Source organism: Ruegeria sp. YTSC002 (assembly GCF_059609845.1).
In genome coordinates this window covers 150,267-176,158 of record NZ_JBXWML010000007.1, presented here as the reverse complement: position 1 = coordinate 176,158, position 25,892 = coordinate 150,267, and the positions used below count along the sequence as shown (strand labels likewise).

At 59.2% G+C, this 25,892-nt stretch carries 29 protein-coding genes; 19 read left to right on the top strand and 10 right to left on the bottom strand.

Features of this window, described 5'->3' with window-relative positions; genetic code table 11:
• Positions 1-3 precede the first annotated feature (3 nt).
• Complete coding sequence (locus AC2FFD_RS14890) at positions 4-186, top strand: DUF1674 domain-containing protein (RefSeq protein WP_496873462.1); 183 nt, start codon at positions 4-6, stop codon at positions 184-186.
• 4 nt (positions 187-190) lie between these two features.
• Here the strand turns inward: AC2FFD_RS14890 and AC2FFD_RS14885 are convergent, their stop codons facing one another.
• On the bottom strand, positions 191-1,045 hold the full coding sequence (locus AC2FFD_RS14885; RefSeq protein WP_496873461.1) for a LysR family transcriptional regulator: 855 nt from the start codon (positions 1,043-1,045) through the stop codon (positions 191-193).
• A gap of 99 nt (positions 1,046-1,144) precedes the next feature.
• Between AC2FFD_RS14885 and tmpA the strand changes: the two genes are divergently transcribed.
• From tmpA to AC2FFD_RS14870, 3 genes are read left to right on the top strand one after another with little or no spacing between them, the layout of a single operon-like run.
• Positions 1,145-2,281 carry a 2-trimethylaminoethylphosphonate dioxygenase gene (gene tmpA, locus AC2FFD_RS14880; RefSeq protein WP_496873460.1) on the top strand — a complete coding sequence of 379 codons (1,137 nt, stop codon included), beginning with the start codon at positions 1,145-1,147 and terminating at the stop codon, positions 2,279-2,281.
• Positions 2,278-2,868, top strand: a complete 591-nt coding sequence (tmpB, locus tag AC2FFD_RS14875) for a (R)-1-hydroxy-2-trimethylaminoethylphosphonate oxygenase (RefSeq protein WP_171117191.1) — start codon at positions 2,278-2,280, stop codon at positions 2,866-2,868. Before tmpA ends, tmpB begins: the two co-directional genes overlap by 4 nt.
• Positions 2,865-3,533, top strand: a complete 669-nt coding sequence (locus AC2FFD_RS14870; RefSeq protein ID WP_496873459.1) for an ureidoglycolate lyase — start codon at positions 2,865-2,867, stop codon at positions 3,531-3,533. The genes tmpB and AC2FFD_RS14870 overlap by 4 nt, the downstream gene beginning before the upstream one ends.
• On the opposite strand, the gene AC2FFD_RS14865 is transcribed toward AC2FFD_RS14870, so the two are convergent.
• Positions 3,520-4,203, bottom strand: a complete 684-nt coding sequence (locus AC2FFD_RS14865; protein ID WP_257599495.1) for a DUF2306 domain-containing protein — start codon at positions 4,201-4,203, stop codon at positions 3,520-3,522. The genes AC2FFD_RS14870 and AC2FFD_RS14865 overlap by 14 nt on opposite strands.
• 39 nt (positions 4,204-4,242) lie before the next feature.
• A complete protein-coding gene (gene dapB / locus AC2FFD_RS14860; RefSeq protein WP_170346686.1) occupies positions 4,243-5,052 on the bottom strand; it encodes a 4-hydroxy-tetrahydrodipicolinate reductase in 810 nt (269 codons plus the stop codon).
• A 91-nt stretch (positions 5,053-5,143) separates the two neighbouring features.
• Between dapB and rbfA the strand changes: the two genes are divergently transcribed.
• From rbfA to rpsO, 6 genes are all read left to right on the top strand, one after another.
• Positions 5,144-5,539 carry a 30S ribosome-binding factor RbfA gene (rbfA, locus tag AC2FFD_RS14855; protein WP_152459376.1) on the top strand — a complete coding sequence of 132 codons (396 nt, stop codon included), beginning with the start codon at positions 5,144-5,146 and terminating at the stop codon, positions 5,537-5,539.
• Positions 5,536-6,273: a phosphodiester glycosidase family protein gene (locus tag AC2FFD_RS14850; protein WP_170346687.1), complete on the top strand. Its 738-nt coding sequence runs from the start codon at positions 5,536-5,538 to the stop codon at positions 6,271-6,273. The genes rbfA and AC2FFD_RS14850 overlap by 4 nt, the downstream gene beginning before the upstream one ends.
• A 60-nt stretch (positions 6,274-6,333) precedes the next feature.
• Positions 6,334-7,239 carry a tRNA pseudouridine(55) synthase TruB gene (gene truB / locus AC2FFD_RS14845; protein WP_496873458.1) on the top strand — a complete coding sequence of 302 codons (906 nt, stop codon included), beginning with the start codon at positions 6,334-6,336 and terminating at the stop codon, positions 7,237-7,239.
• A gap of 21 nt (positions 7,240-7,260) precedes the next feature.
• Complete coding sequence (locus AC2FFD_RS14840) at positions 7,261-7,764, top strand: DUF1643 domain-containing protein (RefSeq protein WP_170346689.1); 504 nt, start codon at positions 7,261-7,263, stop codon at positions 7,762-7,764.
• Between the two features lie 94 nt (positions 7,765-7,858).
• Entirely contained in the window at positions 7,859-8,872 is a 1,014-nt protein-coding gene (locus AC2FFD_RS14835) for a calcium-binding protein (RefSeq protein ID WP_496873457.1), read from the top strand.
• A gap of 143 nt (positions 8,873-9,015) precedes the next feature.
• Positions 9,016-9,285 (top strand): 30S ribosomal protein S15, encoded by a 270-nt coding sequence (rpsO, locus tag AC2FFD_RS14830; protein WP_152459381.1) that lies wholly within the window; start codon positions 9,016-9,018, stop codon positions 9,283-9,285.
• Between the two features lie 161 nt (positions 9,286-9,446).
• Here rpsO and AC2FFD_RS14825 read toward each other — a convergent pair whose 3' ends face one another.
• Entirely contained in the window at positions 9,447-10,199 is a 753-nt protein-coding gene (locus AC2FFD_RS14825; protein ID WP_496873456.1) for a class I SAM-dependent methyltransferase, read from the bottom strand.
• Between the two features lie 342 nt (positions 10,200-10,541).
• Positions 10,542-12,143 carry a BCCT family transporter gene (locus AC2FFD_RS14820; protein ID WP_170346692.1) on the bottom strand — a complete coding sequence of 534 codons (1,602 nt, stop codon included), beginning with the start codon at positions 12,141-12,143 and terminating at the stop codon, positions 10,542-10,544.
• 480 nt (positions 12,144-12,623) lie between these two features.
• Here AC2FFD_RS14820 and pnp point away from each other — a divergent pair, with 480 nt between their 5' ends.
• Positions 12,624-14,774 carry a polyribonucleotide nucleotidyltransferase gene (gene pnp / locus AC2FFD_RS14815; protein ID WP_425079984.1) on the top strand — a complete coding sequence of 717 codons (2,151 nt, stop codon included), beginning with the start codon at positions 12,624-12,626 and terminating at the stop codon, positions 14,772-14,774.
• A 175-nt stretch (positions 14,775-14,949) separates the two neighbouring features.
• Positions 14,950-15,957, top strand: a complete 1,008-nt coding sequence (locus tag AC2FFD_RS14810) for a Hint domain-containing protein (protein ID WP_496873455.1) — start codon at positions 14,950-14,952, stop codon at positions 15,955-15,957.
• 7 nt (positions 15,958-15,964) lie between these two features.
• Here AC2FFD_RS14810 and AC2FFD_RS14805 read toward each other — a convergent pair whose 3' ends face one another.
• Positions 15,965-16,600 carry a DUF1326 domain-containing protein gene (locus AC2FFD_RS14805; protein ID WP_257599504.1) on the bottom strand — a complete coding sequence of 212 codons (636 nt, stop codon included), beginning with the start codon at positions 16,598-16,600 and terminating at the stop codon, positions 15,965-15,967.
• A 235-nt stretch (positions 16,601-16,835) separates the two neighbouring features.
• On the opposite strand from AC2FFD_RS14805, the gene AC2FFD_RS14800 reads away from it, so the two are divergent.
• The 3 genes from AC2FFD_RS14800 (at position 16,836) to AC2FFD_RS14790 (ending at position 18,150) form a co-directional block, all read left to right on the top strand.
• Entirely contained in the window at positions 16,836-17,108 is a 273-nt protein-coding gene (locus AC2FFD_RS14800; RefSeq protein ID WP_496873454.1) for a PepSY domain-containing protein, read from the top strand.
• A gap of 23 nt (positions 17,109-17,131) precedes the next feature.
• Entirely contained in the window at positions 17,132-17,653 is a 522-nt protein-coding gene (locus AC2FFD_RS14795) for a helix-turn-helix transcriptional regulator (RefSeq protein ID WP_496873453.1), read from the top strand.
• A 134-nt stretch (positions 17,654-17,787) separates the two neighbouring features.
• The gene (locus tag AC2FFD_RS14790) at positions 17,788-18,150 is read left to right on the top strand and encodes a hypothetical protein (RefSeq protein WP_480685866.1); all 363 of its coding nucleotides are present in this window, start codon (positions 17,788-17,790) and stop codon (positions 18,148-18,150) included.
• 550 nt (positions 18,151-18,700) lie between these two features.
• On the opposite strand, the gene AC2FFD_RS14785 is transcribed toward AC2FFD_RS14790, so the two are convergent.
• Positions 18,701-19,351, bottom strand: a complete 651-nt coding sequence (locus AC2FFD_RS14785; protein WP_117871788.1) for a peroxiredoxin — start codon at positions 19,349-19,351, stop codon at positions 18,701-18,703.
• Positions 19,352-19,564: 213 nt separating this feature from the next.
• Here AC2FFD_RS14785 and AC2FFD_RS14780 point away from each other — a divergent pair, with 213 nt between their 5' ends.
• Positions 19,565-21,004, top strand: a complete 1,440-nt coding sequence (locus AC2FFD_RS14780; RefSeq protein ID WP_496873452.1) for an aldehyde dehydrogenase family protein — start codon at positions 19,565-19,567, stop codon at positions 21,002-21,004.
• A gap of 59 nt (positions 21,005-21,063) precedes the next feature.
• Here the strand turns inward: AC2FFD_RS14780 and AC2FFD_RS14775 are convergent, their stop codons facing one another.
• A complete protein-coding gene (locus AC2FFD_RS14775) occupies positions 21,064-21,501 on the bottom strand; it encodes a glyoxalase superfamily protein (RefSeq protein ID WP_496873451.1) in 438 nt (145 codons plus the stop codon).
• Between the two features lie 174 nt (positions 21,502-21,675).
• Entirely contained in the window at positions 21,676-22,527 is an 852-nt protein-coding gene (locus AC2FFD_RS14770) for a methylated-DNA--[protein]-cysteine S-methyltransferase (RefSeq protein ID WP_257599509.1), read from the bottom strand.
• 116 nt (positions 22,528-22,643) lie between these two features.
• Between AC2FFD_RS14770 and nth the strand changes: the two genes are divergently transcribed.
• The 3 genes from nth (at position 22,644) to AC2FFD_RS14755 (ending at position 24,826) form a co-directional block, all read left to right on the top strand.
• Complete coding sequence (gene nth, locus AC2FFD_RS14765) at positions 22,644-23,288, top strand: endonuclease III (RefSeq protein WP_257599510.1); 645 nt, start codon at positions 22,644-22,646, stop codon at positions 23,286-23,288.
• Positions 23,285-24,274, top strand: coding sequence for an adenosine kinase (locus tag AC2FFD_RS14760; RefSeq protein WP_257599511.1), 990 nt, complete (start codon positions 23,285-23,287; stop codon positions 24,272-24,274). Before nth ends, AC2FFD_RS14760 begins: the two co-directional genes overlap by 4 nt.
• Before the next feature lie 345 nt (positions 24,275-24,619).
• The gene (locus AC2FFD_RS14755; RefSeq protein ID WP_257599512.1) at positions 24,620-24,826 is read left to right on the top strand and encodes a cold-shock protein; all 207 of its coding nucleotides are present in this window, start codon (positions 24,620-24,622) and stop codon (positions 24,824-24,826) included.
• A 341-nt stretch (positions 24,827-25,167) separates the two neighbouring features.
• Here the strand turns inward: AC2FFD_RS14755 and AC2FFD_RS14750 are convergent, their stop codons facing one another.
• Complete coding sequence (locus AC2FFD_RS14750; RefSeq protein WP_496873450.1) at positions 25,168-25,872, bottom strand: hypothetical protein; 705 nt, start codon at positions 25,870-25,872, stop codon at positions 25,168-25,170.
• Positions 25,873-25,892 lie beyond the last annotated feature (20 nt).

The following is a 25,892-nucleotide window of genomic DNA, read 5'->3' as shown; positions in this document are numbered from 1 at the left end:
GTCATGACTGACGACCGCAAAGACTTGCCCCCCGCCGCCCGGCGCGCCCTGGCCGAAGCGGAAGAACGCCGCCGCAAAGCCGCGGCCCAGGCCCAGGAATTGCCGAAAGAGCTGGGTGGCCGAGACGGGCCGGACCCCGCCCGTTATGGTGACTGGGAAAAGAAGGGCATCGCCATCGACTTCTGAACGGTCAACCACGCAGCGCATTCAGGAAATCCTCGATCAGGGCACGCTGTTTTCTGGACTGCGCCCGGTCTTCAGGCCAGGTCAGCCAGTACCCGTCTTTGGTGTGCAATTCGGGTAAATCCAGCCGTCGCAACCGCCCCTCTTGCAGGTCGGCAAGGGCCAACGGAACCGATCCCAACACCACACCCATGCCGCGCCGCGCAGCCGAGATCGCATGTTCCATCGAATCAAAGCTGATTTTTGAAGGCGGCAGGTCCTGCTGGCCGTTCTTCTGGCTCCACTCTCTCCAGCCGGGGCGTTCTCCGCGCAGATCGATCAATGGGTCACCCCAGTCGACGCCCGGCGGCGACATGGGGGCAAGGACCTCGGGTGCGATCAGGGCGGCATCACGCCCGGCCCAGATGCCCCGACCATATCGGATTTGCAGCCAGGTTCGTTCTTCGTCCAAAGACGACCGGCGCGCGACCGAGTCGGTCATCACCCGAACCCCGGGCTGCATGTCGTGAAACCGGGTCAGCGCCGGCAGAACCAATGCGTGGATGTTCGACGACAACCCGGCCACGCGCAGCTCACGCGGGGATTTGCCAAACAGATCCTCGGTATTGCGCTCCAGCGCGCGAAGGCTGTCCTGCACCAAAGGCAGATAGCTTTCACCTTCAACCGTCAGTGACACGCCCCGCGCCTCGCGCACGAACAGGGATCGGCCCAGCCAGGCTTCCAGATTGCCGATCCGCTGGCTGACAGCGGCCTGCGTCAGCCCGAACTCCTTGGCTGCTGCCGAGAACCCACCAAGACGCCCGGCTGCCTCGAACACGCGCAACCAGTCCAACGGCGGTAGACCGATCTTTTTCTTAGCCATTAGATTTTCCAAGCCTCAGCCGAAATAAGGATTAATTGTCGTAATGCCATGAACAGCGTATCTGCTCAACCAAAGCTCGCGCCGAACAGGAGACCCCAAATGCTGCGCACCGCCACCCATGACAGTTCGGTCGTCACCGTCGCGTTCGACACAGGAACGCAAGCCCGCTTTCACGCCATCTGGCTGCGCGACAACGCGCTGGACCCGGAAACCCGTGCCCCGGGCAACGGCCAGCGGCTGATCACCATCGGCGATATCCCTGCTGACATCTCGGTCAGTTCAGCCGAGGTTGTCGCGGGCGGCCTTCAGGTCACGTTCCAGCCCGAAGACAAAACCGTTACCTTCCCAGCCGAATGGCTGGCCGAACACAACTATGATTGCGAACGGGACGATACGCTGGGCCGCACCGGCCCCGGCATCATCACCTGGGAAGGCGGGATCGCCGCACCCTCTGGCGACTGGAACGAGGTTCATGCCAGCCCTGCGGCCAAACGCAACTGGCTGGCGTCTGTGGCGCGTTACGGCTTTGCCAGGCTGACGGGCGGGCCAACCGAACCAGAGTCGCTTTTGAAAGTGGCCGCCCTGTTCGGCTATGTCCGCGAAACCAATTATGGCCCTTATTTCGAGGTTCGGACGGAAGTGAACCCGACCAACCTCGCCTATACCGGGCTTGGCTTGCAGGCCCACACCGACAACCCCTATCGCGACCCTGTGCCGACGCTGCAAATCCTCTATTGTCTGGAAAACAGCGCCGAAGGGGGCGACTCGATCGTTGTCGACGGCTTTCGCGCTGCCGAAAAGCTGCGTGCGCAGAACCCCGAAGGCTTTGCGCTGCTGGCAGGCTACCCGGCGCGGTTTGAATACAAGGGGTCTGACGGTGTCTGCCTGCGATCTCGCCGTCCGATGATCGAATTGTCGCCGGATGGCGAACTGGTCGGGATCCGGTTCAACAACCGCTCCTCCGCGCCTTTCGTGGACGTGCCTTTCGACAGGATGGAAGCCTACTATGCGGCTTACCGCCAACTGGGCGAGATCATCGACGACCCGGCCATGGGCGTGTCGTTCAAACTGGAGCCGGGCGAAAGTTTCATCGTCGACAACACCCGTGTTCTGCATGCAAGGCTGGGCTATTCCGGTGCGGGGTCGCGCTGGTTGCAGGGGTGCTACGCCGACAAGGACGGGTTGCTGTCGACTTTGGCGGCGATGGAGATGACACAACCGGAGGCAGCGGAATGAAGCCCGATTTCTCGACACTGAACCGGGACAATATCGTCGCCTTCATCGGGGATATCTTCGAACGCCGCGGCGGTGAGGAATATCTTGGCGAACCCGTCACCATGGCCCAGCACATGCTGCAAGGCGCCACCATCGCCGAACAGAACGGCCAGCCTGAAGAGATCATCGTCGGTGCCTTGTTGCATGATATCGGCCATTTCACGTCCGAATTCGGAACCTACCACCCCGATGATACCGAAGACCGCCACCACGAGGATGCGGGTGCTGAGGTGCTGGAGCAGTTCTTCCCTTCGGTCATCACCGATTGCTGTCGATATCACGTGGCCGCCAAGCGGTATCTCTGCGCCACCAAGCCCGAATATTTCAACCGCCTCTCCGCCGCCTCGGTCCATACCCTGGAGCTGCAAGGCGGCCCGATGAGCGCCGAAGAAGTCGCCGCGTTCGAATCCAATCCGAACCTGAAAGAGATCATTCAGGTCCGGTATCTGGATGAGGCCGGCAAACGCGCGGATATGGAGACACCGGATTTCGCCCATTTTGCACCGATGGTTCAGCGCATGGTCGACAAGCATCTGGGTGCATCATGACCGCACCCGAGTACATCTTCGAGGCCAGTTCGAAACCCTCGCTGCCGTGGCACGAAGTTCCCCTGATCCGTGCGACGGACACATCGGTCAAGGGGTACGGCTGTTTGGTCGACGACCCCGAAACCTTTGAAATCGAGATCGTACGCTGGCCGCAGCAGGGCTGGCGACCGATTGACGACGGCACGGGTGACGAAGGCGGCTGGGTTGAAGGCACGTTCAAATGCGACTGGCAGGGTGACGTGCTTTACGGTGAGAACGATGCGGTCAAAGGCCACTACGTGCTGGGTTGGTCCGCCGACCCCCAACAGGCACAAACCGACCGGAAAACAGCACCGCGGGATCAAGTGTTGCTGTGGCATATGAACTATCACCCCGACGGCGGGCAGATGTTCTGGCCGCTGGACAACAAGCCCTTCATCGTGCCTGTGGCCCTGCCCGGCGACAATCTGACCCCGGACAAGGTGGTCGCGTTCTGGTGTGACGGATCAAGGGGGCTCTATATCCATCCCGGCATATGGCACGAAGGGATTTTCCCGGTTGAGGACAACCAGCGTTTTCTGGATCGTCAGAGCCGGGTCCACGCGCGGGTCAGCGCCGATATCGGCACAGAATTCGGCGTCTACCTCGCGTGTCCCCTGCGGGCCGACAAGATCAGGAACCTGTGACCAGGGCATTTTGATGAGTGGCACGGTTGCGGGCGATCCAGATTTGTACGACCAGCAGATACGGTACAAAGAACGCGAAATTCTGAATCAGATCGAACAGGCCCGAGAAATCGGGCTCTGACCCCCACCCGCCGGTCAGCAGATACCACAATGTGTAATGCACGCGGTAAAGCCAGGATCCAAGCGCCAGCCAGAACAGCCGCAATCCCCATGCCCAATGTCCTGCGCGATCCCCTTCCAAAGCCCTGCGCGCCACCATCAGCGCGGCCGTGAAAAGACACAGCCCGTACAGAAAGAAGGCGGCAGACATCAGCGGCCCGCCGATGGTTCCGCGCAGGGGAATATAACTCATGCCTGCCAGCCCGGTGATCAATGCCAGCGCCACCAGACAGGCTCCCATCACGCGGTGAAACCGATTGTACTTGAGCCGCAGCCCCTTCAGCAGTTGAAGCGGGACGAGTACGACCAGAAAACTACCTGCCAGAATGTGCACCAACATCGCGGCATTGCCGACATTCTCGCCATCAGCGAACAGATAGCTGCGCCGGGCGGCGTCCTGCGACAGGCCATCGCCGATCATTCCAACGCCATGCGCAACGAAAGGCAGCAGTGTCAGGTAGAACACCGCAAGCAAAATGCCGGTTGCCAGTCCAGAGCGCCGAATCCTCATGAATCAAAGCTTAGCGTCGGCGACCGCTTCGTCTATGGCTCACAGCCCCAGCACATCCACCATGTCATATTGGCCCGGCGCCTTCCCCTGCCCCCACAGCGCCGCCTTCAGCGCACCACGGGCAAAAATCGCGCGGTCGCTGGCCAGATGGCGCAGGACGATGCGCTCTCCGGGTGCGGCAAACAGGACGTCATGTTCACCAACGATGTCGCCGCCGCGTATGGCATGAAAACCGATATCTCCGCGTTTGCGGGGACCGGTGATGCCGTCGCGACCCCGGTCGGACACCTCCGACAGTTTGACGCCGCGTCCCTCGGCAGCGGCCTCGCCCAACATCAGAGCAGTGCCGGATGGTGCGTCCACCTTGTGATGGTGATGCCCTTCGATGATTTCGATATCAAAATCCTCATCCAGTGCAGCCGCGACTTTCTTGGTCAGTTGCACCAGCAGATTGACGCCAAGGCTCATGTTCCCTGCCCGCACGATCACCGCGTGGCGCGAGGCCGGTTCCAGCGCGGCGATCTGCTCATCCGTCATGCCGGTTGTCCCGATTACATGCACGCAACGCGCCTGCGCGGCCAAAGCGGCAAAGCCCAGCGTCGCCTCGGGTGCGGTGAAATCGATCACCGCCTGTGCCTGCGCGAAGGCTTCCAGCGGGTCATCGGTAACTTTGACGCCCAGCGCCTGGCCACCCATGGCTTCGCCCACATCCTGACCGACCCAGTCATGCCCCGTGCGCTCGACCACGCCGACCAGACGCGCCTGATCACTGTCGGTTACGGTGTTGATCAGCATCTGCCCCATACGGCCCGAAGCCCCTGTGATGACGATCCCCGGAATATGGGTCATGGCGGTATTCCCTTGCTGCAAACTGCTCAAAGCCTCCTACCCCGTTCGCGCCCGCTTGGCAAAGCCCCGGTTTGCGCTTAGATCGGGGATTATGGCAAAGAACAAATTCCACGATGGCCCCGGCCCGTCCCAACGACAGCTGCGCGTCGGCGAACTGATCCGCCGCACCCTGTCCGAGGTTCTGGCGCGCGGAGATGTCCACGACCCCGACCTGAACCGCATGTCGATCACAGTGGGTGAGGTACGCACCTCGCCCGATCTGAAAATCGCCACCGCCTATGTGCTGCCCTTGGGCGGCAAGGGGCAGGAGGACGTGATCGATCTGCTCGCCCGCAACAAAAGTGAACTTCGGCGCATGGTTGGCAAGAAGGTCGGCCTGAAATTCTCGCCCGATCTGCGGTTCCGCCTTGATGACACGTTCGACCGTCTGGACGACACCCGCCGCATGTTCGAACAGGACGCGGTGCGCCGCGATCTGGACGAGTGATCCGGGCACTTGTCACATTGGGCGCGGTTGTCTGGGCCGCGCAAGCCTCTGCGGTCACTTGCGAAAAGCTGACCTATGATGACAAGCGCTATACCGTCTGCGAAGTCGACGCGGCAAACGAAGACCTGCGCCTGTTTCTCAACGACGAAAACGGGGATCTGCTGGGGCATTTCTCGTCGGTGAACGAGGCGCTGGCCCCCGGCGGCAAGCGTCTGGCCTTTGCCATGAACGCGGGCATGTATCACGATGACCGGTCGCCCGTCGGCCATTATGTCGAGAACGGCAAAGAGGTCATGCGGGTGATCTCCAACCCCGGCCCCGGCAATTTTGGCCTGCTGCCCAACGGCGTGTTCTGCATCCGCGAGGGCCGGGCTGATGTGTTCGAGACGCTGGATTTCCTCGATCAGGCCCCCGACTGCCGGTTCGCCAGCCAATCCGGCCCGATGCTGGTGATCGATGGCGAGTTGCATCCCCGGTTCCTGCCCGATTCGACCTCGCACTATGTGCGCAACGGGGTGGGCACCAGCGCCGATGGCACCCGGGCGGTGTTTGCGATTTCCGAAGATTACGTCACATTCCACGAATTCGGCCGCCTGTTCCGGGACGTGCTGGAAACTCCGAATGCGCTGTTCTTCGACGGCAATATCTCTCGCATGTATGACCGCGCGAACAATCGGTCCGATGTCGGGTTTTCGCTGGGACCGATCGTGGGTGTGGTCGAAGACGCACCTTGAAATTGACAGGGCGATGGCGATCCGCTAGGTCGCGCGCCTCAGCAAGATTGAAGGTGCTTTATGGGACGCAAACGCAAGGGTCGCGACATTTCCGGCTGGCTGGTGGTGGACAAGCCCGCGGGCATGACGTCGACCGCCGTGGTCAACAAGGTGCGCTGGGCGATGGATGCCAAGAAGGCAGGCCATGCGGGCACGCTGGACCCCGAGGCCACCGGCGTTCTGGCCGTGGCCCTGGGTGAGGCGACCAAGACCGTTCCCTACATCACGGATGCTTTGAAGGCTTACACCTTCACTGTCCGTCTGGGTCAGTCCACCAACACTGACGATGCCGAGGGCGAAGTGATTGCCGAAAGCGATGCGCGTCCGTCAGATGAAGACATCAAGCAGGCGTTGACCCCGTTTCTGGGCGACATCATGCAGGTTCCGCCCAAGTTTTCCGCCGTGAAAATCGACGGCCAGCGCGCCTATAAACTGGCCCGCGATGGCGAAGACGTTGAACTGACAGCACGGCCCCTTTGGGTCGAGGAACTGATCCTTGTCGACCGCCCCGACGCAGATCACGTGGTGCTGGAGATGACCTGCGGCAAGGGCGGATATGTCCGCTCGATCGCCCGCGATCTGGGTGAAGCGCTGGGATGCCACGGCCACGTCCGGGAACTGCGCCGGATCTGGTCCGGACCGTTCGAGGCCGAAGACGGGTTGAGCATCGAACAGATCGACGAAATGGCAAAGACCACGGCGCTGGACGACTATCTGCACCCGCTGGAAGCCGGCCTGTCGGACCTGCCCGAGCTCAAATGCACCCCCGAAGGTGCAACCCGCCTGCGCAATGGCAACCCGGGTATGGTGTTGGCCTCGGATGTTGAATACGGCGACGAGGCATGGGCCTCGCTGGATGGCAAGGCCGTGGCCGTGGGGGTTTACAAATCGGGCGAATTGCATCCCAGCCGGGTGTTCGCCGCCTGAACCACGTGTTAGGCGAAAAGCATGATCACCCGAACGCACACCAAGGGCGATGCGCCCTCGACCGCCATCTATTCCGACTGCGAGAAATACCGCTATAGCCTGACCCGTGTGTGGGACCCGGCAGGGCGCAAGGCGCTGTTTGTCATGTTGAACCCGTCTACCGCGACCGAAGTGCAGAACGACCCGACGGTGGAACGCTGCGAACGCCGTGCCCGGGCGCTGGGGTTCGGCGCGTTTCAGGTGACCAACATCTTTGCCTGGCGCGACACCGATCCGCGCAAGATGCGTGCCGCTGCCGATCCGGTAGGCCCGGAAAATGACGCCGCCATTCTGGAAGGTGTTCGGTGGGCCGATCAGGTCATCGCCGCCTGGGGCACCCATGGTGCGCATCTGGACCGGGGCCCGGCGGTGGAAACCCTGCTGCGCCGGACCGGCCAGCCGCTGTTCCATCTGGGCTTGACCAAAGACGGCCACCCCAAGCACCCGCTTTATATCGCCTACAGCCAACAGCCCGAGCAATGGTGATAAAGTATTAACCATTTCAATAACTTGACTTTGACCCGACCGCCGATTGCGTGGGATGTTCACCCTCGGAGCATTCTGCGATCGGAGAGGTGTCATGTTTCTGGCCGGATTGATCGGACTCGCCGCCATCGGCGGTGCCGCGTACGCGATGAGCGACATGCTGATCGAAGACGAGGACGTATCAGAGGACGACCCCAATGATGACGCAGAAACTGAACCCGACACCGGAGAGTTTCTTGAGATTGGCGAAAACGTCGAAGACCCGGTAAACCCCGACATCGAAACCCCATCCACTGGAACCGTAATCTCTGAATTCGAAGGAGATCTCGTGATTGCCGGTAGCAATGGCCCGGACCAGATCACCGGTCAGGACGGTGTCGACCAGGTCAACGGGTTTGGCGGCGATGACACCATCGACGGCGGCCAGGGCGACGACGTTCTGCACGGGGGCGGCGGTACGGACACGATTGCGGGCGGTCAGGGTGATGATGTTCTGCACGGAGAGGCGGATGACGACTTTCTGTTCGGCAATCAGGGGGACGACGCCCTGTTCGGCCATTTCGGGGACGACACCCTGGATGGCGGCGAAGGCGAAGACGAGCTTTACGGCGGTCAGGGTGACGATACTCTGACGGGCGGGGCCGATGATGACGCGTTGCAGGGCGGGTTCGGAGACGATGCGCTGAACGGTGGCGCAGGTGAAGATACGGTCTTTGGCGGCGACGGCGACGACTTTGTCTTTGGCATCGAAGAGGGCGCAGCCGAAAAGGATTTCCTGAACGGCGGCGACGGTGACGACACCATTGTGGCAGGCGGCGGGGATGTGGTGACCGGTGGGCAGGGCGCCGATGACATCGTGCTGAGCCCGGGTGACGAAGACGTCACCGTCATGGGCTTCCAACCCGGCGAGGACAAGCTGCTTGTCACCTGGGAGGATGAGGCCGCCCCGGAGATTGAGGTGGAACCCGACGCGGAAAATGCCAACCTGACGCGGGTCATGATCAACGGTCAGGAAGTGGCGCAGGTATACGGGGCCGAAGGTATGTCGGTGGCCGACATTCAATTGATCACCGAAGCGCAACTGGCCCAGTACGGGCAGATGGTCTGATCCCGCAAATTCCCTTTGCCATTTGGTGAAAATGCGCCTATACGCGCCCATCCGCATCGGAATCGGTGCGGTATTCTCCATGGGCCTGTGCTGGACGACATCCCGGCCTGCGCCATCAACTCTAACCTTTGAAGGAGACCCCGATGTCGATCACTGCTGAAGAAAAAGCACGCGTCATGAAAGAATTCGCAACCAAAGAGGGCGACACCGGTTCGCCTGAAGTACAGGTTGCCATCCTGACCTCGCGCATCACCACTTTGACCGAGCACTTCAAGACCCACAAGAAAGACAACCACGGTCGTCGCGGTCTGCTGAAGATGGTTGCCCAGCGCCGTAAGCTGCTGGACTATCTGAAAGGCAAAGAAGAAGCACGTTACCAGGACCTGATCAAAAAGCTGGGCATCCGCCGCTAAACGCTTTTTTGCAGATGACATGAAACCGGGTATTCCGGTTCAACGCCCGCCAACCGGCGGGCGTTTTCCGTTGGATCCACCGCAAGCGATACCCCCCTTAACTTGCCAGAGCAGCTGGACATTCCCCGACGGTCAGGGAATGTCCGTTGCGGCACTTGGTTTTAGGCTTTCTGCGTGTTTTCCCAACGCGTGGCATAGTCACTTTGCGACACACTTGCACTTGTCTTGGTGCCGGCAACAGGTTTTCGAACCACATAATCCAGAAGAACAGGCAATCCCGGACCAAAAGTTCCCAGCGGTCGCGGACGTTTCTTTGTCTTGTTGGGGTCCGTCATTTTCACCACGTCACGAGCAGCGTATGGCCTCAATGGCTGCCACACGCATTTCAGAGCCTCATAGTTCATGGCGTTTACCCAAAAGCCGTACACGATCTCTGGGCAAATCTGATAGAAGCCGTGATTGATCCAGTTGTTCGATGGCGAATGTGCGATAAACACACCCCCGGGCTTCAGCATCTTGTCAATGTTCCGGTAGGCGGTCGGCAAATCGAACACGTGCTCGCAGGTTCCACCGTCATAGATAACGTCAAACCGACCAACCAGATTTTCAGGCAAATCCCCCGCGAGATCCTGAACGATGCTCGCACCTTCGAAGTCCGAAAAATCCAGCGAATCCACTTCCGAGAATCCAAGTTTTCGAAAGAATGTTTCCGAGTATCCATCATCCGGGTTGCAAAGGTCAGCTTCGGCCACTCCGGGCAGGTATTTCTGCAAGGTTTCCCTGAACAATGCGGCGGACGTAGACCGGCGCGCACCGATCCAATCCTGCCGCCCCAGCATCAGAAAGCGTCCTGACAGGTAATTGGATTTGACATCTTCGATCAGGCGCGCAGCCAGGACATCAACAATTGACACTTGTTCCTCCGAAGGGTGGCTGAAAGCGGTTTTCTTCGCGTGAACGTCCTATTCTGAGTATTCAATGTCAACGCAATAGCAGCGTCCCGGAACACGCGGCAAAGCGGGCATTTTCCCGGTCAACGCAAAGTTGGCAGCTTCCCGGCTTCAATGACAACCTGCGCCCGGGTGTTCGGCATCCGGCATCCAACGCTGCGCCCGACCCTTGCGGTTTTGTTCGCGCTGGCGGGTGTATGATTGCGGTCAAGACACCGCGCAGATCATTTCACCTTACGCTGGCTTCACAAAACCGAAGGCGCCCACCAATCGATGGGCGCCTCGATCCTGGAAGAATGCGCGCCTTCACATTTTCGCTTTTTCTGATTTCAACGCCAGCCACAGGCAGTAGCACATCATCAGAACCACCAGCGTAAAGGGGATGCCGGTTGAAACCGCCGCGCCCTGCAATGCGGACAGTCCGCCTCCCAACAGCAATGCGATGGCAACCAGGCCTTCCAATGTGCACCAGAACACACGCTGAACCACGGGCGCGTCCATCTTGCCGCCTGCGGTGATCGTGTCGATCACCAACGACCCTGAATCGGACGAAGTGACGAAGAAGATGACGATCAGGACAAGCGCGATCGGGGCTACGATGCTGTACAGCGGCAGTTCCTTCAGGAAGCCGAACAACGCTCCCTCGGGGGCGTAGCTGTCAATCACGGTCGCGCGGACGCCTTCCGCTCCGCCTGCGTTCAACATGTCGATGGCGGCGCCGCCGAAGGTTGACATCCACAGGGCGCAGACGGCTGTCGGCGCCAGCAGCGCGCAGATTATGAACTCGCGCACAGTTCGCCCCTTCGAGATGCGGGCAATGAACATGCCAACAAACGGTGACCATGCGATCCACCACGCCCAGTAGAAGGTCGTCCAACCGTGGAAATAGCTGGTGTCTTCTCGTCCGAACGGGTTCGACAGCGCGGGCAGGTGCAGCACGTAGTCGGTCATCACGCTGAAGTATCGTGCAATGGCCGTGCCGATGCCCGTTACAGCGATGACGAAAAGGAACAGCCCCACGGCCATGACCATATTGATCTCACTCAGCCGTTTGACGCCCGCATCCATGCCCAGCAGAACCGAGCCCAGCGCAATCAACGTAATGCCGATGATCAGCAAGACAACCACAGTGGGGCTGGGTTCGATGCCGAAGACCTCGTAAAGGCCAGCCGCAACCTGCTGAGCACCCAGACCGAGCGATGTGGTCAATCCGAACAACGTGGCAAAAACCGCCAACGTGTCGATGATATGGCCCCACCAGCCCCAGACCCGTTCTCCAAGGATCGGATAGAATGCCGAACGCAAGGTCAGGGGCAGGTTCAGGTTGTAGCTGAAGATTGCTAGGCTCAGGCCGACTGCGGCGTAAACCGCCCAGCCTTCCAGCCCCCAATGGTGAATGGTTCCGACGACACCGGCATATTCATTTCCAGGCACCGCGATATCAATGCCCAGCGGTGCCGCGTTTCCGCCCTCGGCAAAATTGTAATAGACCGGCTCCATCACTCCGAAAAACAAAAGACCGATACCAATACCGGCGGCGAACATCATCGCGATCCATCCGGCGTAGGAATAATCAGGCTTGGCGTCCTTGCCGCCGATCCGCACACTGCCGACGGGCAGGATGATCAAAACCAGGCAAAACAGGGTGATTGCATCAACCGAAAGGACCAGAAACCAATCGAACGTGCTGGTCAGCCAGGGCCGGAGCCATCCGAAGAACGAGGCCGCCGCCTCTTGGTTGGCCAATGCGATCAGAACGAACGCAAAGATCATAATACTCGAGATCAGAAAGACCGGGTTGTGGATGTCCAAGCCAAACGGCCGGACATTGTCCTGCCCCAGTTCGTATTCCGTTTCGAAGTCGTAAATCCGGGGATCCGGATCCAGCATCTTCTTTGTCTGTGCCATTCGATTGCCCTTCTGTTCGCTGACTGCAAACGCCAAGGTACTCGGTCGGCGGACGGGAATGAGTTTGTTAACCCCCTTGGCGCGTTTCCGTCATTTCGACCGCGGGCTTCATGATAAAAGCTTATACTGCCTTCATATTTTTACAAAATGCATTCGATTGCCAATATGTTAGCGCTACAGTCAATTCCGGATTTCCGTGGCCCCGTATCCGAAAAATAACAGCGACTTTACAGGTTGATCGTTGTTCAGGCTTGAATCTTTTGCACCGGACACAGCAGAAGCCAGCCCCGGCATGAACCAGCCATCCGATGCAGTTTCGCTTTCCTTCCAACGCATTCTCATGTATGCGCGCGGTATCTGAGACGTTGTGCCCTGACCCCGGCACTCGAATGGAAGATAAATTGGGGTCGGCGGCAATGGGGCCGCCACGCAAAACGGGAGACCCGCAGGGGCGGGAGTGCTCCCATCTAGGATACGCATATGTTTGATGTAACGAAAAAATCAATTCAGTGGGGCGAAGAGACGCTGACACTGGAAACCGGCAAGGTTGCCCGTCAGGCCGACGGCAGCGTGATTGCCACACTGGGCGAAACCAGCGTCATGGCCAACGTGACCTTCGCCAGGGAACAGAAGCCCGGTCAGGACTTTTTCCCGCTGACCGTGCACTATCAGGAAAAATACTATGCCGCCGGCAAGGTGCCGGGTGGCTTCTTCAAGCGCGAAGCGCGCCCGACCGAGAAAGAGACGCTGACCGCGCGTCTGATCGACCGTCCGATCCGCCCGTTGTTCGTTGACGGCTTCAAAAACGAAGTTCTGGTGATGTGTACCGTGCTGAGCCACGATCTGGTCAACGATCCCGACATCGTTGCGATGATTGCTGCTTCGGCTGCTCTGACCATTTCCGGCGCGCCGTTCATGGGCCCGATTGCCGGTGCCCGTGTTGGTTTCGTGGATGGCGAATACGTCCTGAACCCGACCGTGGACGACATGCAGGACCTGCGCCTGAACCCCGAACAGCGTCTGGACCTGGTTGTGGCCGGCACCAAAGACGCCGTGATGATGGTGGAATCCGAAGCGTACGAACTGTCCGAAGCGGAAATGCTGGGTGCGGTGAACTTTGCGCATGAGCAGATCCAACCGGTCATCGACCTGATCATCTCGCTGGCGGAAGAAGCCGCGAAAGAACCGTTTGACTTCCAGGCGCCGGATTATTCCGAGCTTTATGCCGCCGTCAAGGCTGCCGGTGAAGAGCAGATGCGCGCCGCCTTCGCGATCACCGACAAGCAAGAACGCACCGCCGCTGTTGCCGCTGCCCGCGAAGCGATCAAAGAGGCGCTGACCGAAGAGCAGCTGGAAGACGGCAACCTCGGTTCCGCGATGAAAAAGCTGGAAGCCGGCATTCTGCGCGGCGACGTCGTCAGGGGCGGCAAGCGGATCGACGGTCGCTCGACCACCGATATCCGTCCGATCGTTGCAGAAACCTCGATTCTGCCCCGGACCCACGGTTCTGCCCTGTTCACCCGCGGTGAAACACAGGCGCTGGCCGTGACCACGCTGGGCACCGGCGACGACGAGCAGTTCGTCGACGCGCTGCACGGCAACTTCAAATCGAACTTCCTGTTGCACTACAACTTCCCCCCGTATTCGGTGGGTGAAGTTGGCCGTGTTGGCCCTCCGGGCCGTCGCGAAGTGGGCCACGGCAAACTGGCCTGGCGCGCGCTTCAGGCGGTTCTGCCTGCGCCGACCGATTTCCCCTACACCATCCGCGTGGTGTCGGAGATCACTGAATCCAACGGATCAAGCTCGATGGCCTCTGTCTGCGGCGGTTCGCTGTCGATGATGGATGCGGGTGTTCCGCTGAAAGCGCCGGTGGCCGGTGTGGCCATGGGTCTGATCCTGGAAGATGACGGTGAGTACGCTGTTCTGACCGACATCCTGGGTGACGAAGACCACCTGGGCGACATGGACTTCAAGGTTGCGGGCACCGAGAACGGCATCACCTCGCTCCAGATGGACATCAAGGTTGCCGGCATCACACCGCAGATCATGGAAACCGCCCTGGCACAGGCCAAGGAAGGCCGGATGCACATTCTGGGCGAGATGGGCAAAGCCCTGTCCGAGACCAACGATTTCTCGGTCCACGCCCCGCGCATCGAAACCATGAACATTCCGACCGACAAGATCCGTGAAGTGATCGGTTCGGGCGGCAAGGTCATCCGCGAGATCGTCGAGGTTTCGGGCGCCAAGGTCGACATCAACGACGATGGCGTCATCAAGATCGCCTCGCCCGATGGTGAGTCGATCCAGAAGGCCTATGACATGATCCATTCGATCGTGGCAGAACCTGAAGAAGGTCAGATCTATACAGGCAAAGTCGTCAAGATCGTCGATTTCGGCGCCTTCGTGAACTTCTTCGGCAAGCGTGACGGTCTGGTCCACGTGTCGCAGATCGAAAACCGCCGCCTGAACCATCCGTCGGATGTTCTGAAAGAAGGTCAGGAAGTCAAAGTCAAACTGCTGGGCTTTGACGATCGCGGCAAGGTGCGCCTATCGATGAAATGCGTCGATCAGGAAACCGGCGAAGAGATCGTGCCTGAGAAGAAAGAAAAGAAAGAGGAAAACGCAGAGTAATCTGCCCCTCTGACAGACAGCGGAAGGCCCCGGTTTCAACCGGGGCCTTTTTGTTTGCGCGGCAGCGGGACGGTTAACTGCGGCGCAATTTTGGTAAATCAATTATTAACACTTATTGCGTGTATTAGATCAACCTTAAGGGGGATATTGCCGTTTTCAAGGAAGCTGTTCGACCGTGGCATCGATTACTGTTTACGAAATCAGCGCAGACCCGTTCAGCAACCGCAGTGTTGATATTACTGCTGCGTATTCTGTCGACGTCACGGATAATGACGCCCTGCTGCAAGATCCCGACCCGGATGGCAGCTCGCAACTCGACCTTGGGTCTCTGCCCGGCTTTTCCGGCTCGACCCAGAATTTCAGTACTTTCGAAAACTATACGGGCACGGTCGATGGCGCGCCGGTCACGTTTATCCTGATCCAGTTTTCAAACCCGCGTTACATCATAGTCACTTCGGGTCATGCCGAACTGAATGACACGATTTCAGACACCAGTTTTTCCGGCATCGCGCCGCCCTCTACCTATAGCACTTTGCCTTCTTTCGTGTGTTTTACCACAGGATCTCTGATCCAGACACCGACAGGACTGCGCCGGGTCGAGGCGCTGGAGCCCGGCGACCCGGTCATCACCGCCGGCGGCCATGCCCGCCCGGTCCGCTGGATCGGCAAGCGCCGGTTGTCCGTGTCCGAGTTGCGGCGAAACACGCACCTGTCCCCTGTACGGATCAAGGCGGGCTGTTTCGGGCCGAACGGCCCTTCCCGCGATCTTGTCATTTCCCCACAGCACCGGATTGCCGTGACCTCGGCCATGATGGAGCTGATGCATTGCGAAGCGGCCATGCTGGCCCCCGCAAAAGGGCTGATCAATGGGCACACCATCGTTCAGGAAACGCCTGCACATGGGGTGGAGTACATTCATATCCTCTTTGATCAGCATGAGTTGGTGAATGTCGAAGGACTCTGGTCCGAGTCCTTTTACCCCGGTGACACAAGTCTTGAGGCAATGTCACCCGCCACCCGAAGCGAACTGTTCGAACTGTTCCCGGAACTGGCCAATGGTGAAGGCGGTTATGGTTCAACCGTATTGCCGGTCCTCAAACCCTTCGAAGTCCGGGTGCTGTCGGCGGATCTGGCGGTTCCGGGCTGGAAGATCCGCCCCAATGAATCCGCGAAAGCCGCCTGACCGCAGGTCAGTGCGCGACACCACCGGGGCCATGTTTCAAAACATGCCACTGGCCGTAGCTGTCTTTCAGATCCAGTTTGATCGCCGCATCGGCTCGGGTCGAGGCGCTGCCGATCTCGGCAATGGTGAATTCGATCCCGCCGGGAATATCGATGCGTACGCGATGTTCCCCGCCGCCATGCGGGGCCTGAATCGGGCGCCCGGTCGACTTTAGAACGTCACCAACGGCGACGCTGGCCGTTCGCCCTTCGATATCCATCGCAAGCTCAATCGGCAGGTACAACGTGTCATGTACCGTCTCACACATGGCCCGGAACACGTACCAATGCGTTGCCATCTCTTCGGTTTCTTCGCCGTGAAAGACTTTTTCCAGCGCATCGCGCTGCGCCGCTGTGGCCCCGGGGTCGACGATCACCTGCATTTCGCCGCCACCCTCGAATATTGGCCCGGGCCATGCATAGATCAGGGCGGCCCTGGTTCCACTCAGATCCGTTTCGCCAAAATATCCGTTGGATATTTCAAGCACCTCGAAGCCGCGGCAATCGCCATGCGTCGGCAATTCCTCGAACTGGCAGGGGCAAGCATAACCGCAGTTGCAGTTTCCGAAGCTTTCCCCTTCGACGTACCAATCTGTAAAAGCCATGGTCTTCTCCTGTTCAAGACAGTCAGAAAGCCCGACATCGTTGGTCACATGCCCGTATGTATCCGCAACACAAACTATCACAATTTGATTGCAACCTGAACCTGACGGGCGGAAACGGCCGCAAATGGCATAAACCTTGGTTCAATTCGCCCCGTTTCAACCAAAAGCCAATCGCAGGTCTCCTCTGCCATCCCCAGTTCGACCGCATCGCCACAACGCAAAAAGGAGATGCGATATGGAAACCTTGAAACTGCTGACACTGACGGGATTGATCGCAACCGCACCGGTTCTTGCTTTGGCCAATGTCGGACTGGGTGACAAACTGGGCACAAGCGAAGCCGATATCCGCGCGGCGCTGGAAGCCCAAGGGTACCAGATCGAAGAGATCGAATTCGAAGGTGGGAAGATCGAGGTTGAACTCACCAAGGATGGCGTGGAAACTGAACTGGTTCTGTCTGACACGGACGGGGTGGTGACAGCCATCGAGCTCGAAGACGACGACGACTGAACCTGCAACGTCCAAGGGGCCGCATGGAAGTACCTCAAACGTCTTTGCTCTGGCTCCTTCTGGTGGTGCAGGCCCTCTGCGCCGCCTTTTTCATGACGGATGCGCTGCTGGATTGGACGGGCGGCGACGGCGCGGGCTTTCGTCACCTTCATTCGTTCGAGCTGTTTCTGTCTCTGGCGCTTGTCGGCGGCCTGAGCGCCACGATCGCCCTGATCCGTACCCAGTCCAGACGGGTGCGCGACATGCAGCGGCAACTGCAAGTGGCGCAAGGGGCCTTTGCCCAGGTCATCGAAACCCAGTTCAGCGAGTGGCAGCTGAGTGATGCTGAGCGTGACGTTGCCATGCTGACGATCAAGGGTCTTTCCATCGCGGAAATCGCCGGAATGCGACAGACGAAAGAAGGGACGATCAAGGCCCAAAGCGCTGCGGTCTATCGAAAGGCGGGCGTTTCCAGCAGGGTTCAGTTGCTCAGTTTTTTTGTCGACGAACTCCTGTCAGAACCGTTGGTCAGAGTAGTGCCAAACCCACCAGCCAGTCTGCCCTGAAACAGTGGCATACCCTCGTGCCTATTCACTCACACATTCCTAAAGACACGTGAAGTGAAGCCCCGGCGCCTTTCACTTTTGGCCAGCCGCGCCCACACCCGCGGCATGCGGATTTCGGAACACTGGAGATGGTTATGTTCACGCGCCTCATTCTCGCGTCTACGGCTCCGGTGATCAGCGCAACGGCGCTTGCCGCGCCGAGCCTGGGCGACGGCACCTATGTTCACGGCTTCATCGGCCACAGCCTGCTACAGGACAGCGATTTCACCGGAACGATCGGTGGCGCGACGCAATCGGTCGATACCGATTTCGACGCAGGTTTCGGACCGGGCCACGCGACAGGCAAGGAAATCCCGCAATGGTCCAATGACATCATCGGAACGCGGATCGAGTTGGAAGGGTCTTATCGCGACAGTGACGTGGATGGTGTGAGCTTTACCTGCAATGGTCCGGGGCCCGGGGGCAATAGCTCGGGCGACGTCACGCAGACCTCGTAATTGCCAATCTGCTGTTCGATTTCAGACAGACCGGTGCGCTGACACCGTTTGCCGGGTTTGGTCTGGGTACCACCTGGTCGTATTTGGGTTTTTCTTATGGACCGGGTGTGGCGCTGGACGATACCGACACCACTTTGGCCGCCCAGCCGATCGCCGGTGTGGCATATGACATCAACGCGTCGACAACGCTCACGATTGACGCCCGTTACGCCCGTGCCTTTGTGTACTGTCGCAGCGCCTGGCCCCAACGGAGCTTTGACCGGCAACGTAGAGGACGATCTGGATACATTCAGCGTCAGTTTCGGACTTCGCCATAATTTCTGATTGCTTCGGGTGTCAGGTTTTTCTCCGGTTTCCTGCCCCTTTTTGCCCTCGCGCCTCAGGTGCGGGGGCACCCGGAAAACCCGAAAAACGCAGCACGCGCTGGACATGCCGGCAGTCGCCCGGCCTGCAACAACCGCCCGCTTCATCTGGCTAAAAATATCCTCGGGGGGAATCGTGCCGGCAGGCACGATGGGGGGCAGACAGCCCCCCTGACCCGGCAACCGGCTTACGACGGCGCTTTGGTCTTGCGCAGATAGGGGAAGATCGTTTCGAACTCACCAAACTTGGCCTTGGCGTCTTCGTTCGACACGGTCGGCGGAATGATCACGTCTTCGCCCGGCACCCAATTGGCAGGTGTCGCGACCCCCTTGGCCGACATCTGCAACCCGTCAAGCGCGCGCAGGATTTCGGCAAAGTTCCGGCCCACGGTCATCGGGTACGTCATCGACAGCTTCAGCTGCTTGTCCGGGCCGATGATGAAGACCGAACGCACCGTGGCACTGTCAGCCGGTGTACGGCCATCAGGCAGATATGCTTCGGCGGGCAGCATGTCGAAAGCCTTGGACACGGCCAGACCTTCATCGGCGATGATCGGAAAACCGGGGTTGGCCTTGCCGTATTCCTCGATGTCCTTCTTCCACTTCTTGTGGTCTTCGACACCATCGACTGAAACGCCGATCACCTTGGTGTTGCGCGCGGCCCATTCGTCATTCAACTGCGCAACGGCCGAAAACTCGGTGGTGCAAACAGGTGTGAAATCCTTTGGGTGCGAGAACAGAATGGCCCAGCTGTCGCCAATCCAGTCGTGGAACTGAATAGTGCCCTGATCCGTTTCTGCCGTGAAATTCGGAACGGTGTCGTTGATACGCAAACCCATGGGGCATCTCCTTTTCTGTGAAAAACCTGAGTCGGTCGTCTGGAACCTAATCACTTTGCGCGCAGGTTAAACCAGCCATCGTATCCAGAGATACGGATTTCGTGAGCCTGACCGGAAAAAAATTTGATCAAATTCACTATTGCTCAGCCTGTGCATGGGTGACAGAGTGGCCCCGAACAGCTGGCTTCAGGCGAACCTTCAGGAGGGCTCAGGATGATCGAAAAGCGGGATTTCTACATTAACGGTCAGTGGGTCGCCCCGTCGCAGCCCAATGACTTCGAGGTCATCAACCCCTCGACCGAAGAGCCCTGCGCAGTAATCTCGCTTGGGGCCGAAGCCGACACGAATGCAGCCGTTGCCGCAGCCAAGGCCGCCTTGCCAGGCTGGATGGCCACGCCAGTGGAAACCCGCATCGCGCTGGTGGAAAAACTGGCCGAACTCTTTGCAAGCCGGTCAGAGGATCTGGCGCAGGCGATGTCACTTGAAATGGGCGCCCCGATCGATCTGGCGCGCTCGGCGCAGGCTGGTGCCGGCATCTATCATCTGAAGAACTTCATCCGCGCCGCCAGAGGGTTTCAATTTGAACGCCCGCTGGGGGATCATGCACCGAATGATCGCATCATCTACGAGGCGGTTGGCGTTGCCGCTCTGATCACGCCGTGGAACTGGCCGATGAACCAGATCACGCTCAAGGTGGGTGCTGCCTCGATTGCGGGTTGCACGATGGTTCTGAAACCGTCGGAACAAAGCCCGCTGAACGCGATGATCTTTGCCGAGATGATGGACGAGGCAGGCTTCCCGCCCGGTGTGTTCAATCTGGTCAACGGCGACGGGGCGGGTGTTGGTTCGCAGCTTTCGGCTCATCCGGATGTGGACATGGTCAGCTTCACCGGTTCGACCCGCGCAGGCACCGCGATTTCCAAAAACGCGGCTGATACCCTCAAGAAAGTACATCTGGAACTGGGAGGCAAAGGGGCCAACGTCATCTTTGAGGATGCGGATGAAAAAGCGGTCAAGCGCGGGGTGCTGCACATGATGCAAAACACCGGCCAGAGCTGCAATGCCCCCAGCCGGATGCTGGTGCAGCGCCCGATCTATGACAAGGCTGTGGAAACCGCGGCCGAAGTTGCAAACATGGTCAAGGTTGGCCCTGCCTCAGAGGAAGGTCGCCACATCGGTCCGGTTGTGAATGACGTTCAGTGGAGCAAAATTCAGGACCTGATCCAGAAGGGCATCGATGAAGGGGCGCGGCTGGTTGCAGGCGGCACCGGACGACCTGAGGGGCTGAACAAGGGTTACTATGTCCGCCCCACGGTCTTTGCCGATGCAAACAACCAGATGACCATCGCCCGCGAAGAAATCTTTGGCCCCGTTCTGACCATGATCCCCTTCGACACCGAAGAGGAAGCTGTCGAAATCGCCAATGATACGCCCTATGGCCTGACGAATTATGTTCAGACACAGGATGGTGCGCGAGCCAACCGCATGGCGCGGGCTCTGCGGTCGGGCATGGTCGAAATGAACGGACAATCGCGCAGCGCGGGCTCACCATTCGGCGGCATGAAGCAATCCGGCAACGGGCGGGAAGGCGGCGTCTTCGGTCTCGAGGACTTCCTTGAAGTCAAAGCCGTCAGCGGCTGGGCCGCAGAGTAACTTAATCCGCGAAGCAGACAGATTGGGCGGGGCAACGCGGTTGCCTCGCCCATAACGCTTTATACGGGCCGCACCACAAGCTGGGGTTCGCCATCGGACGTGTGGCGTAGGGACCGACCGTCCCACCCGATCTCTCCGGTGACGCGTTGCCGAAATGCAGAGAAACTGTCAAAGCGCACCACATCTACCGGCGTGTCGAAATGCAGGGTCACTCGGCGGCGCGCGCCATCGCCCAGCATGGTCATACCGCGAATTTCGGCCGTGAACGCCTGACCCAGATAGCGCCCTTCGACCCGATCACCCACGCGCAGATGCATCCGGTTTCCGGCCATTGCATGCAAGGTGTTCCAGTCTCGAGCACCATGCTGATGGGCCAGCAGTTCCAATGCCGCGCTGTGCGACAGCGAAACGCCCTTCGTCTTCAATTCTTCCCGCAGGCGTTTCGCCTGCGCTTTCAGCTCTTCAACCGGAGCAACGGTTCGGGATCGTGTCATCATGTGCCTCGTTTCCTTGAACGGGCGCGAAATCAGGACGGGGCTCGCATTTCCATCCGCGCGCCGGGAAAGGGCAACAGATGCTTTTCAAACCGGGTTTCACCAAAGCCTATGGCCGCGAACGGCAGGGGACCCGAACCTGAGGTGCCTTTTGGCAGCGGTCAGGCCGTCTGTCAATCAGGCGTCTGCCTGCGCCGCCTCGTAGGCCAGCATGGCACGCTTGACCGGCAAGCCCCAGTGATAGCCTCCCAGGCCACCTGATTTGCGCAAGGCACGGTGACAGGGGATCAGCCAACTGACCGGGTTGCGGCCAACTGCCGTTCCCACGGCGCGAACAGCTTGCGGAGAGCCGACCCGCTGGGCGATCTCGGAATAGGTCGTGACCTGCCCGGACGGGATATGCATCAGCGCTTCCCACACCTTGATTTGCAAAGGTGATCCGATCAGGAAAACCGGTGTTGGCTCCAACCGGTCGCTGGCAGCGCCAAAAGCACTCAGCGCCCAAGGACGCAGGCGCATCGGATCTTCGACGAACGTCGCCTTGGGCCAGCGCGAGATCATATCTTCCATCGCGGCCTCTTCGCCGGTCTCGGCCCCGAAGGCCATGCCGCAGATGCCCTTGTCGGTACCCATGACCAGCGCGGGGCCAAAGGGGCATTCGAACCACCCCCAATAGATCGTCAGACCTTCGCCCTTGCGGGCATATTCGCCGGGGCTCATGGATTCCCACTTCAGGAACAGATCATGCAAACGTCCGCTACCGGACAGGCCCACATTGTGTGCAGTTTCCAGTGTTGTGAACCGTTCGCGCAGCAATGCCTTCGCATGGCCCAGTGTCAGGTATTGTTGGTACCGTTTTGGCGACACTCCGGTCCAACGCGAGAACAGGCGCTGGAAATGGGCCGGGCTCATATCCATCTGGCGTGCCAGCTCATCAAGGCTCAGGCCCTCGCCGCCCTGATCAATCAACTCGATTGCGCGGCGCATGACGTTGTAATGGTATCCGCTTTCCGGGGTCTGGACGTTCATGGTTCCACCTCATCTTCTGACAAAACCATAGCGCGCAGGCCACGCTGCCGCGACCCGGAACTTGCGCATTGGCTTTGGGCTTGTGTCAGAGCCCGGTGGACGGCATTAAGACCCGGATGGCAAAGCAACTCGACTATCATACGATCCGCGAGATTTTCACGCGCTTTCAGGAGGCCGACCCGGAACCCAAGGGCGAGCTGGAGCATGTGAACGTCTATACTCTGGTCGTCGCCGTGGCCCTTTCGGCGCAAGCCACGGATGCGGGCGTCAACAAGGCGACGCGCGACCTGTTCAAGATCGCCGACACGCCGCAAAAGATGCTGGATCTGGGCGAGGAAGGCCTGATCGAGCACATAAAAACCATTGGCTTGTTCCGCCAGAAGGCCAAGAACGTCATCAAGCTCAGCCGTATCCTGGTTGACGAATATGGCGGCGAGGTTCCCAATTCCCGGGCTGCCCTGCAATCCCTTCCGGGTGTGGGCCGCAAGACGGCCAACGTGGTTCTGAACATGTGGTGGCGACAACCGGCGCAGGCGGTGGACACCCATATCTTTCGCGTCGGCAACCGCACCGGCATTTGCCCGGGCAAGGATGTGGACACGGTCGAACGCGCCATCGAAGACAATATTCCTGCTGACTTTCAACTCCATGCGCATCACTGGCTGATCCTGCATGGCCGGTACCACTGCAAGGCGCGCAAGCCGCAATGCCCGACCTGCATCATCCGTGATCTCTGCCAATTCGAGGACAAAACCCAATGAAGACTTATCAACTGACCGGCATCGGAAATGCCGTTGTGGACGTGATTTCCCAGGCCGATGACAGCTTTCTGGAGCTGATGGGCATCGAAAAAGGCATCATGCAGTTGATCGAACAGGAACGCGGCGAGGTGTTGTACGCCTCGATGGAAAGCCGTGTTCAAACGCCGGGCGGCTCGGTGGCCAATACCATTGCGGGCGCAGGCGCGCTTGGGCTGGATGCGGCCTTCATCGGCCGGGTTCACGATGACGCACTGGGCCGGTTCTATGCAGATGCGATGAACGAGGATGGCGTCGATTTCGTGAACCCACCAGTTCCGGGTGGTGAATTGCCCACGTCACGCTCGATGATCTTTGTCTCGCCCGATGGTGAGCGGTCGATGAACACCTATCTGGGCATTTCCTCGGAACTGTCGTCTCAGGACGTCTCGCAAGAGGTCGCTGGAAACAGCCAGATCATGTTCCTCGAGGGGTATCTGTTCGACAAGGAAAAAGGCAAGGCGGCATTCCTTGAGGCCGCGCGCGCCTGCCACAAGGGTGGCGGCAAGGCCGGCATCGCCATTTCCGACCCGTTCTGCGTGGAACGTCACCGGGTCGATTTCCTGCTGCTGATCGAAAATGAGCTGGATTTCGTGATCGGCAATGAGGCCGAGATCAAATCCCTGTTCGAAACTGACGATCTGGAAGACGCATTGGCCAAGACGGCCGCGATCTGTCCGCTGGTGGTCTGCACCCGCTCGGGCGACGGTGTGACCGTTCTGAACGGCGACACCCGCATTGACGTACCGGTTGAAAAGGTTGTCCCCGTTGATGCAACAGGCGCAGGCGACCAGTTTGCCGCCGGCTTCCTGTTCGGCATGGCGACGGGCCGCGATTACGAGACCTGCGCCAAGATTGGCAATGCCTGCGCTCGCGAAGTGATCAGCCATATCGGCCCCCGCCCTGAAGCGAACATGCTGGAATTGCTGCGGGAAGAGGGGTTGGTTTAAGCCATGATCGGCCCCAGCACGCCAACCTGAGGCTGCCGTAATCATGCATCGTGCCATGCCGAGCAGAGCAAACACTCCGCCCTGTCCGTCTGGTGGCCCGTTCCGGATGGGGCCGGGTTCAGGGTGATCTCGGCCAACCGGTCGGCCCCGACCTGTTCAGAGTGACGTAGGGTAAAACACGAATAAGGATGGTCAGGGCGTCTGCGATCGGTCAGAAGGGGCGGGCTACGTTACTGCTTTCGATCCCCTGCGTTCCCTACCGGACTTCAGCGAACTCGATATAGGCCGACTGCACCACGCTGTTGCAATTCCGCGAACAGGTTGAAAAATACAGGAGATCTCACGATGGCCAATGGCACCGTGAAATGGTTCAACACCACCAAAGGCTTCGGCTTCATTGCACCCGAAACAGGCGGCAAGGACGTTTTCGTCCATATTTCCGCCGTCGAGCGTTCCGGCCTGACCGGTCTGGCCGACAACCAGAAGGTTACCTACGACGTCCAATCCGGCCGCGATGGCCGCGAGTCGGCGGAAAACCTGCAGCTCGTCTGAGTGGACGATCCAAGATGGGAACGGGGCGCCTTTGGGCGCCCTTTTTCGTTGTGGCACGATGTTTTCGGTCGCGCGCCTGTCGTTCCTGACGGGGTAGGTTCAAGCGCACTGTCGGCATTCCTCACCCCTGCGATGCGCTAGCCGCGATGATCGGCAGCTCGGTTTGGCGACTGGCCTATGATCTGGCCACCTGCGCCCACGAGGTGATCGGCCGTATCGGCCCGCGGCCGGAGGTGACCATACCGGAATTGTTGCGGGAGGAAGGGTTAGTTTGAGGGGGTTTAGTGGGCGAAGCGGACGTTCATTCCTACGACAGAGCACTTGCTCTTGAGGCGCAATTGTCAGCCCGGCAGCGGAGAATTTTTGGTCGCTTCCAACTCAGCGTCGTTTTCAACGATCCAGTTTTCAAACTTGTCCATCAAGTCTGTCCACATGTCGTTGTATTCGTGATGAAACACCATCATACAAAGCTCCATTGAACCGAGGTGCGACGCCCCATAGAGCTGCGCCCAGCGGTTCGAGAAGTGCGTTTCGTACTCGTCATGGTCGAACTTGGAGTAGCCGACCATCATGCCCTCATAGTTCGGGTGGGCACTTTCCGACAGATTGTCATACAGATTTTTGAAACCGGGATACCGCTTTTCACACTTGTTAAGGATGGTAACAATGTTGAGCGACTTGTGATTTGTTGAACCATCGCGGGAGCCGAGCAGTAGAACGCTGGTTTTCTGGTCGAACAGGTGAAAGTCCAGCTTGCCGTCCAAAACCTGCTGAATGAGTTGGTTAAGGTGGATGAGTGCGGCAAGCGTCTCTAAACCACTGCGTAACAATATGCGAGCGCCAAGAGAATGGCCTTGCTGGTGCAACAACTTCGACTGAGTTAGCAGGTCGGTAACTCGCCATAATGCCACCTCGCGTAGTAGCCAGCACCGAAAGGGGGCCTTCCACTTGTAAGCGATTGGGTTGCGAGAGAGCAGACCTCCAATCGGGATGCTTTTCATGAGCGTTTCGCGCCAGTTTGCAAGGTTCTGTTCAATGGTGTCCATAACTGAAACACAGCAAGTTT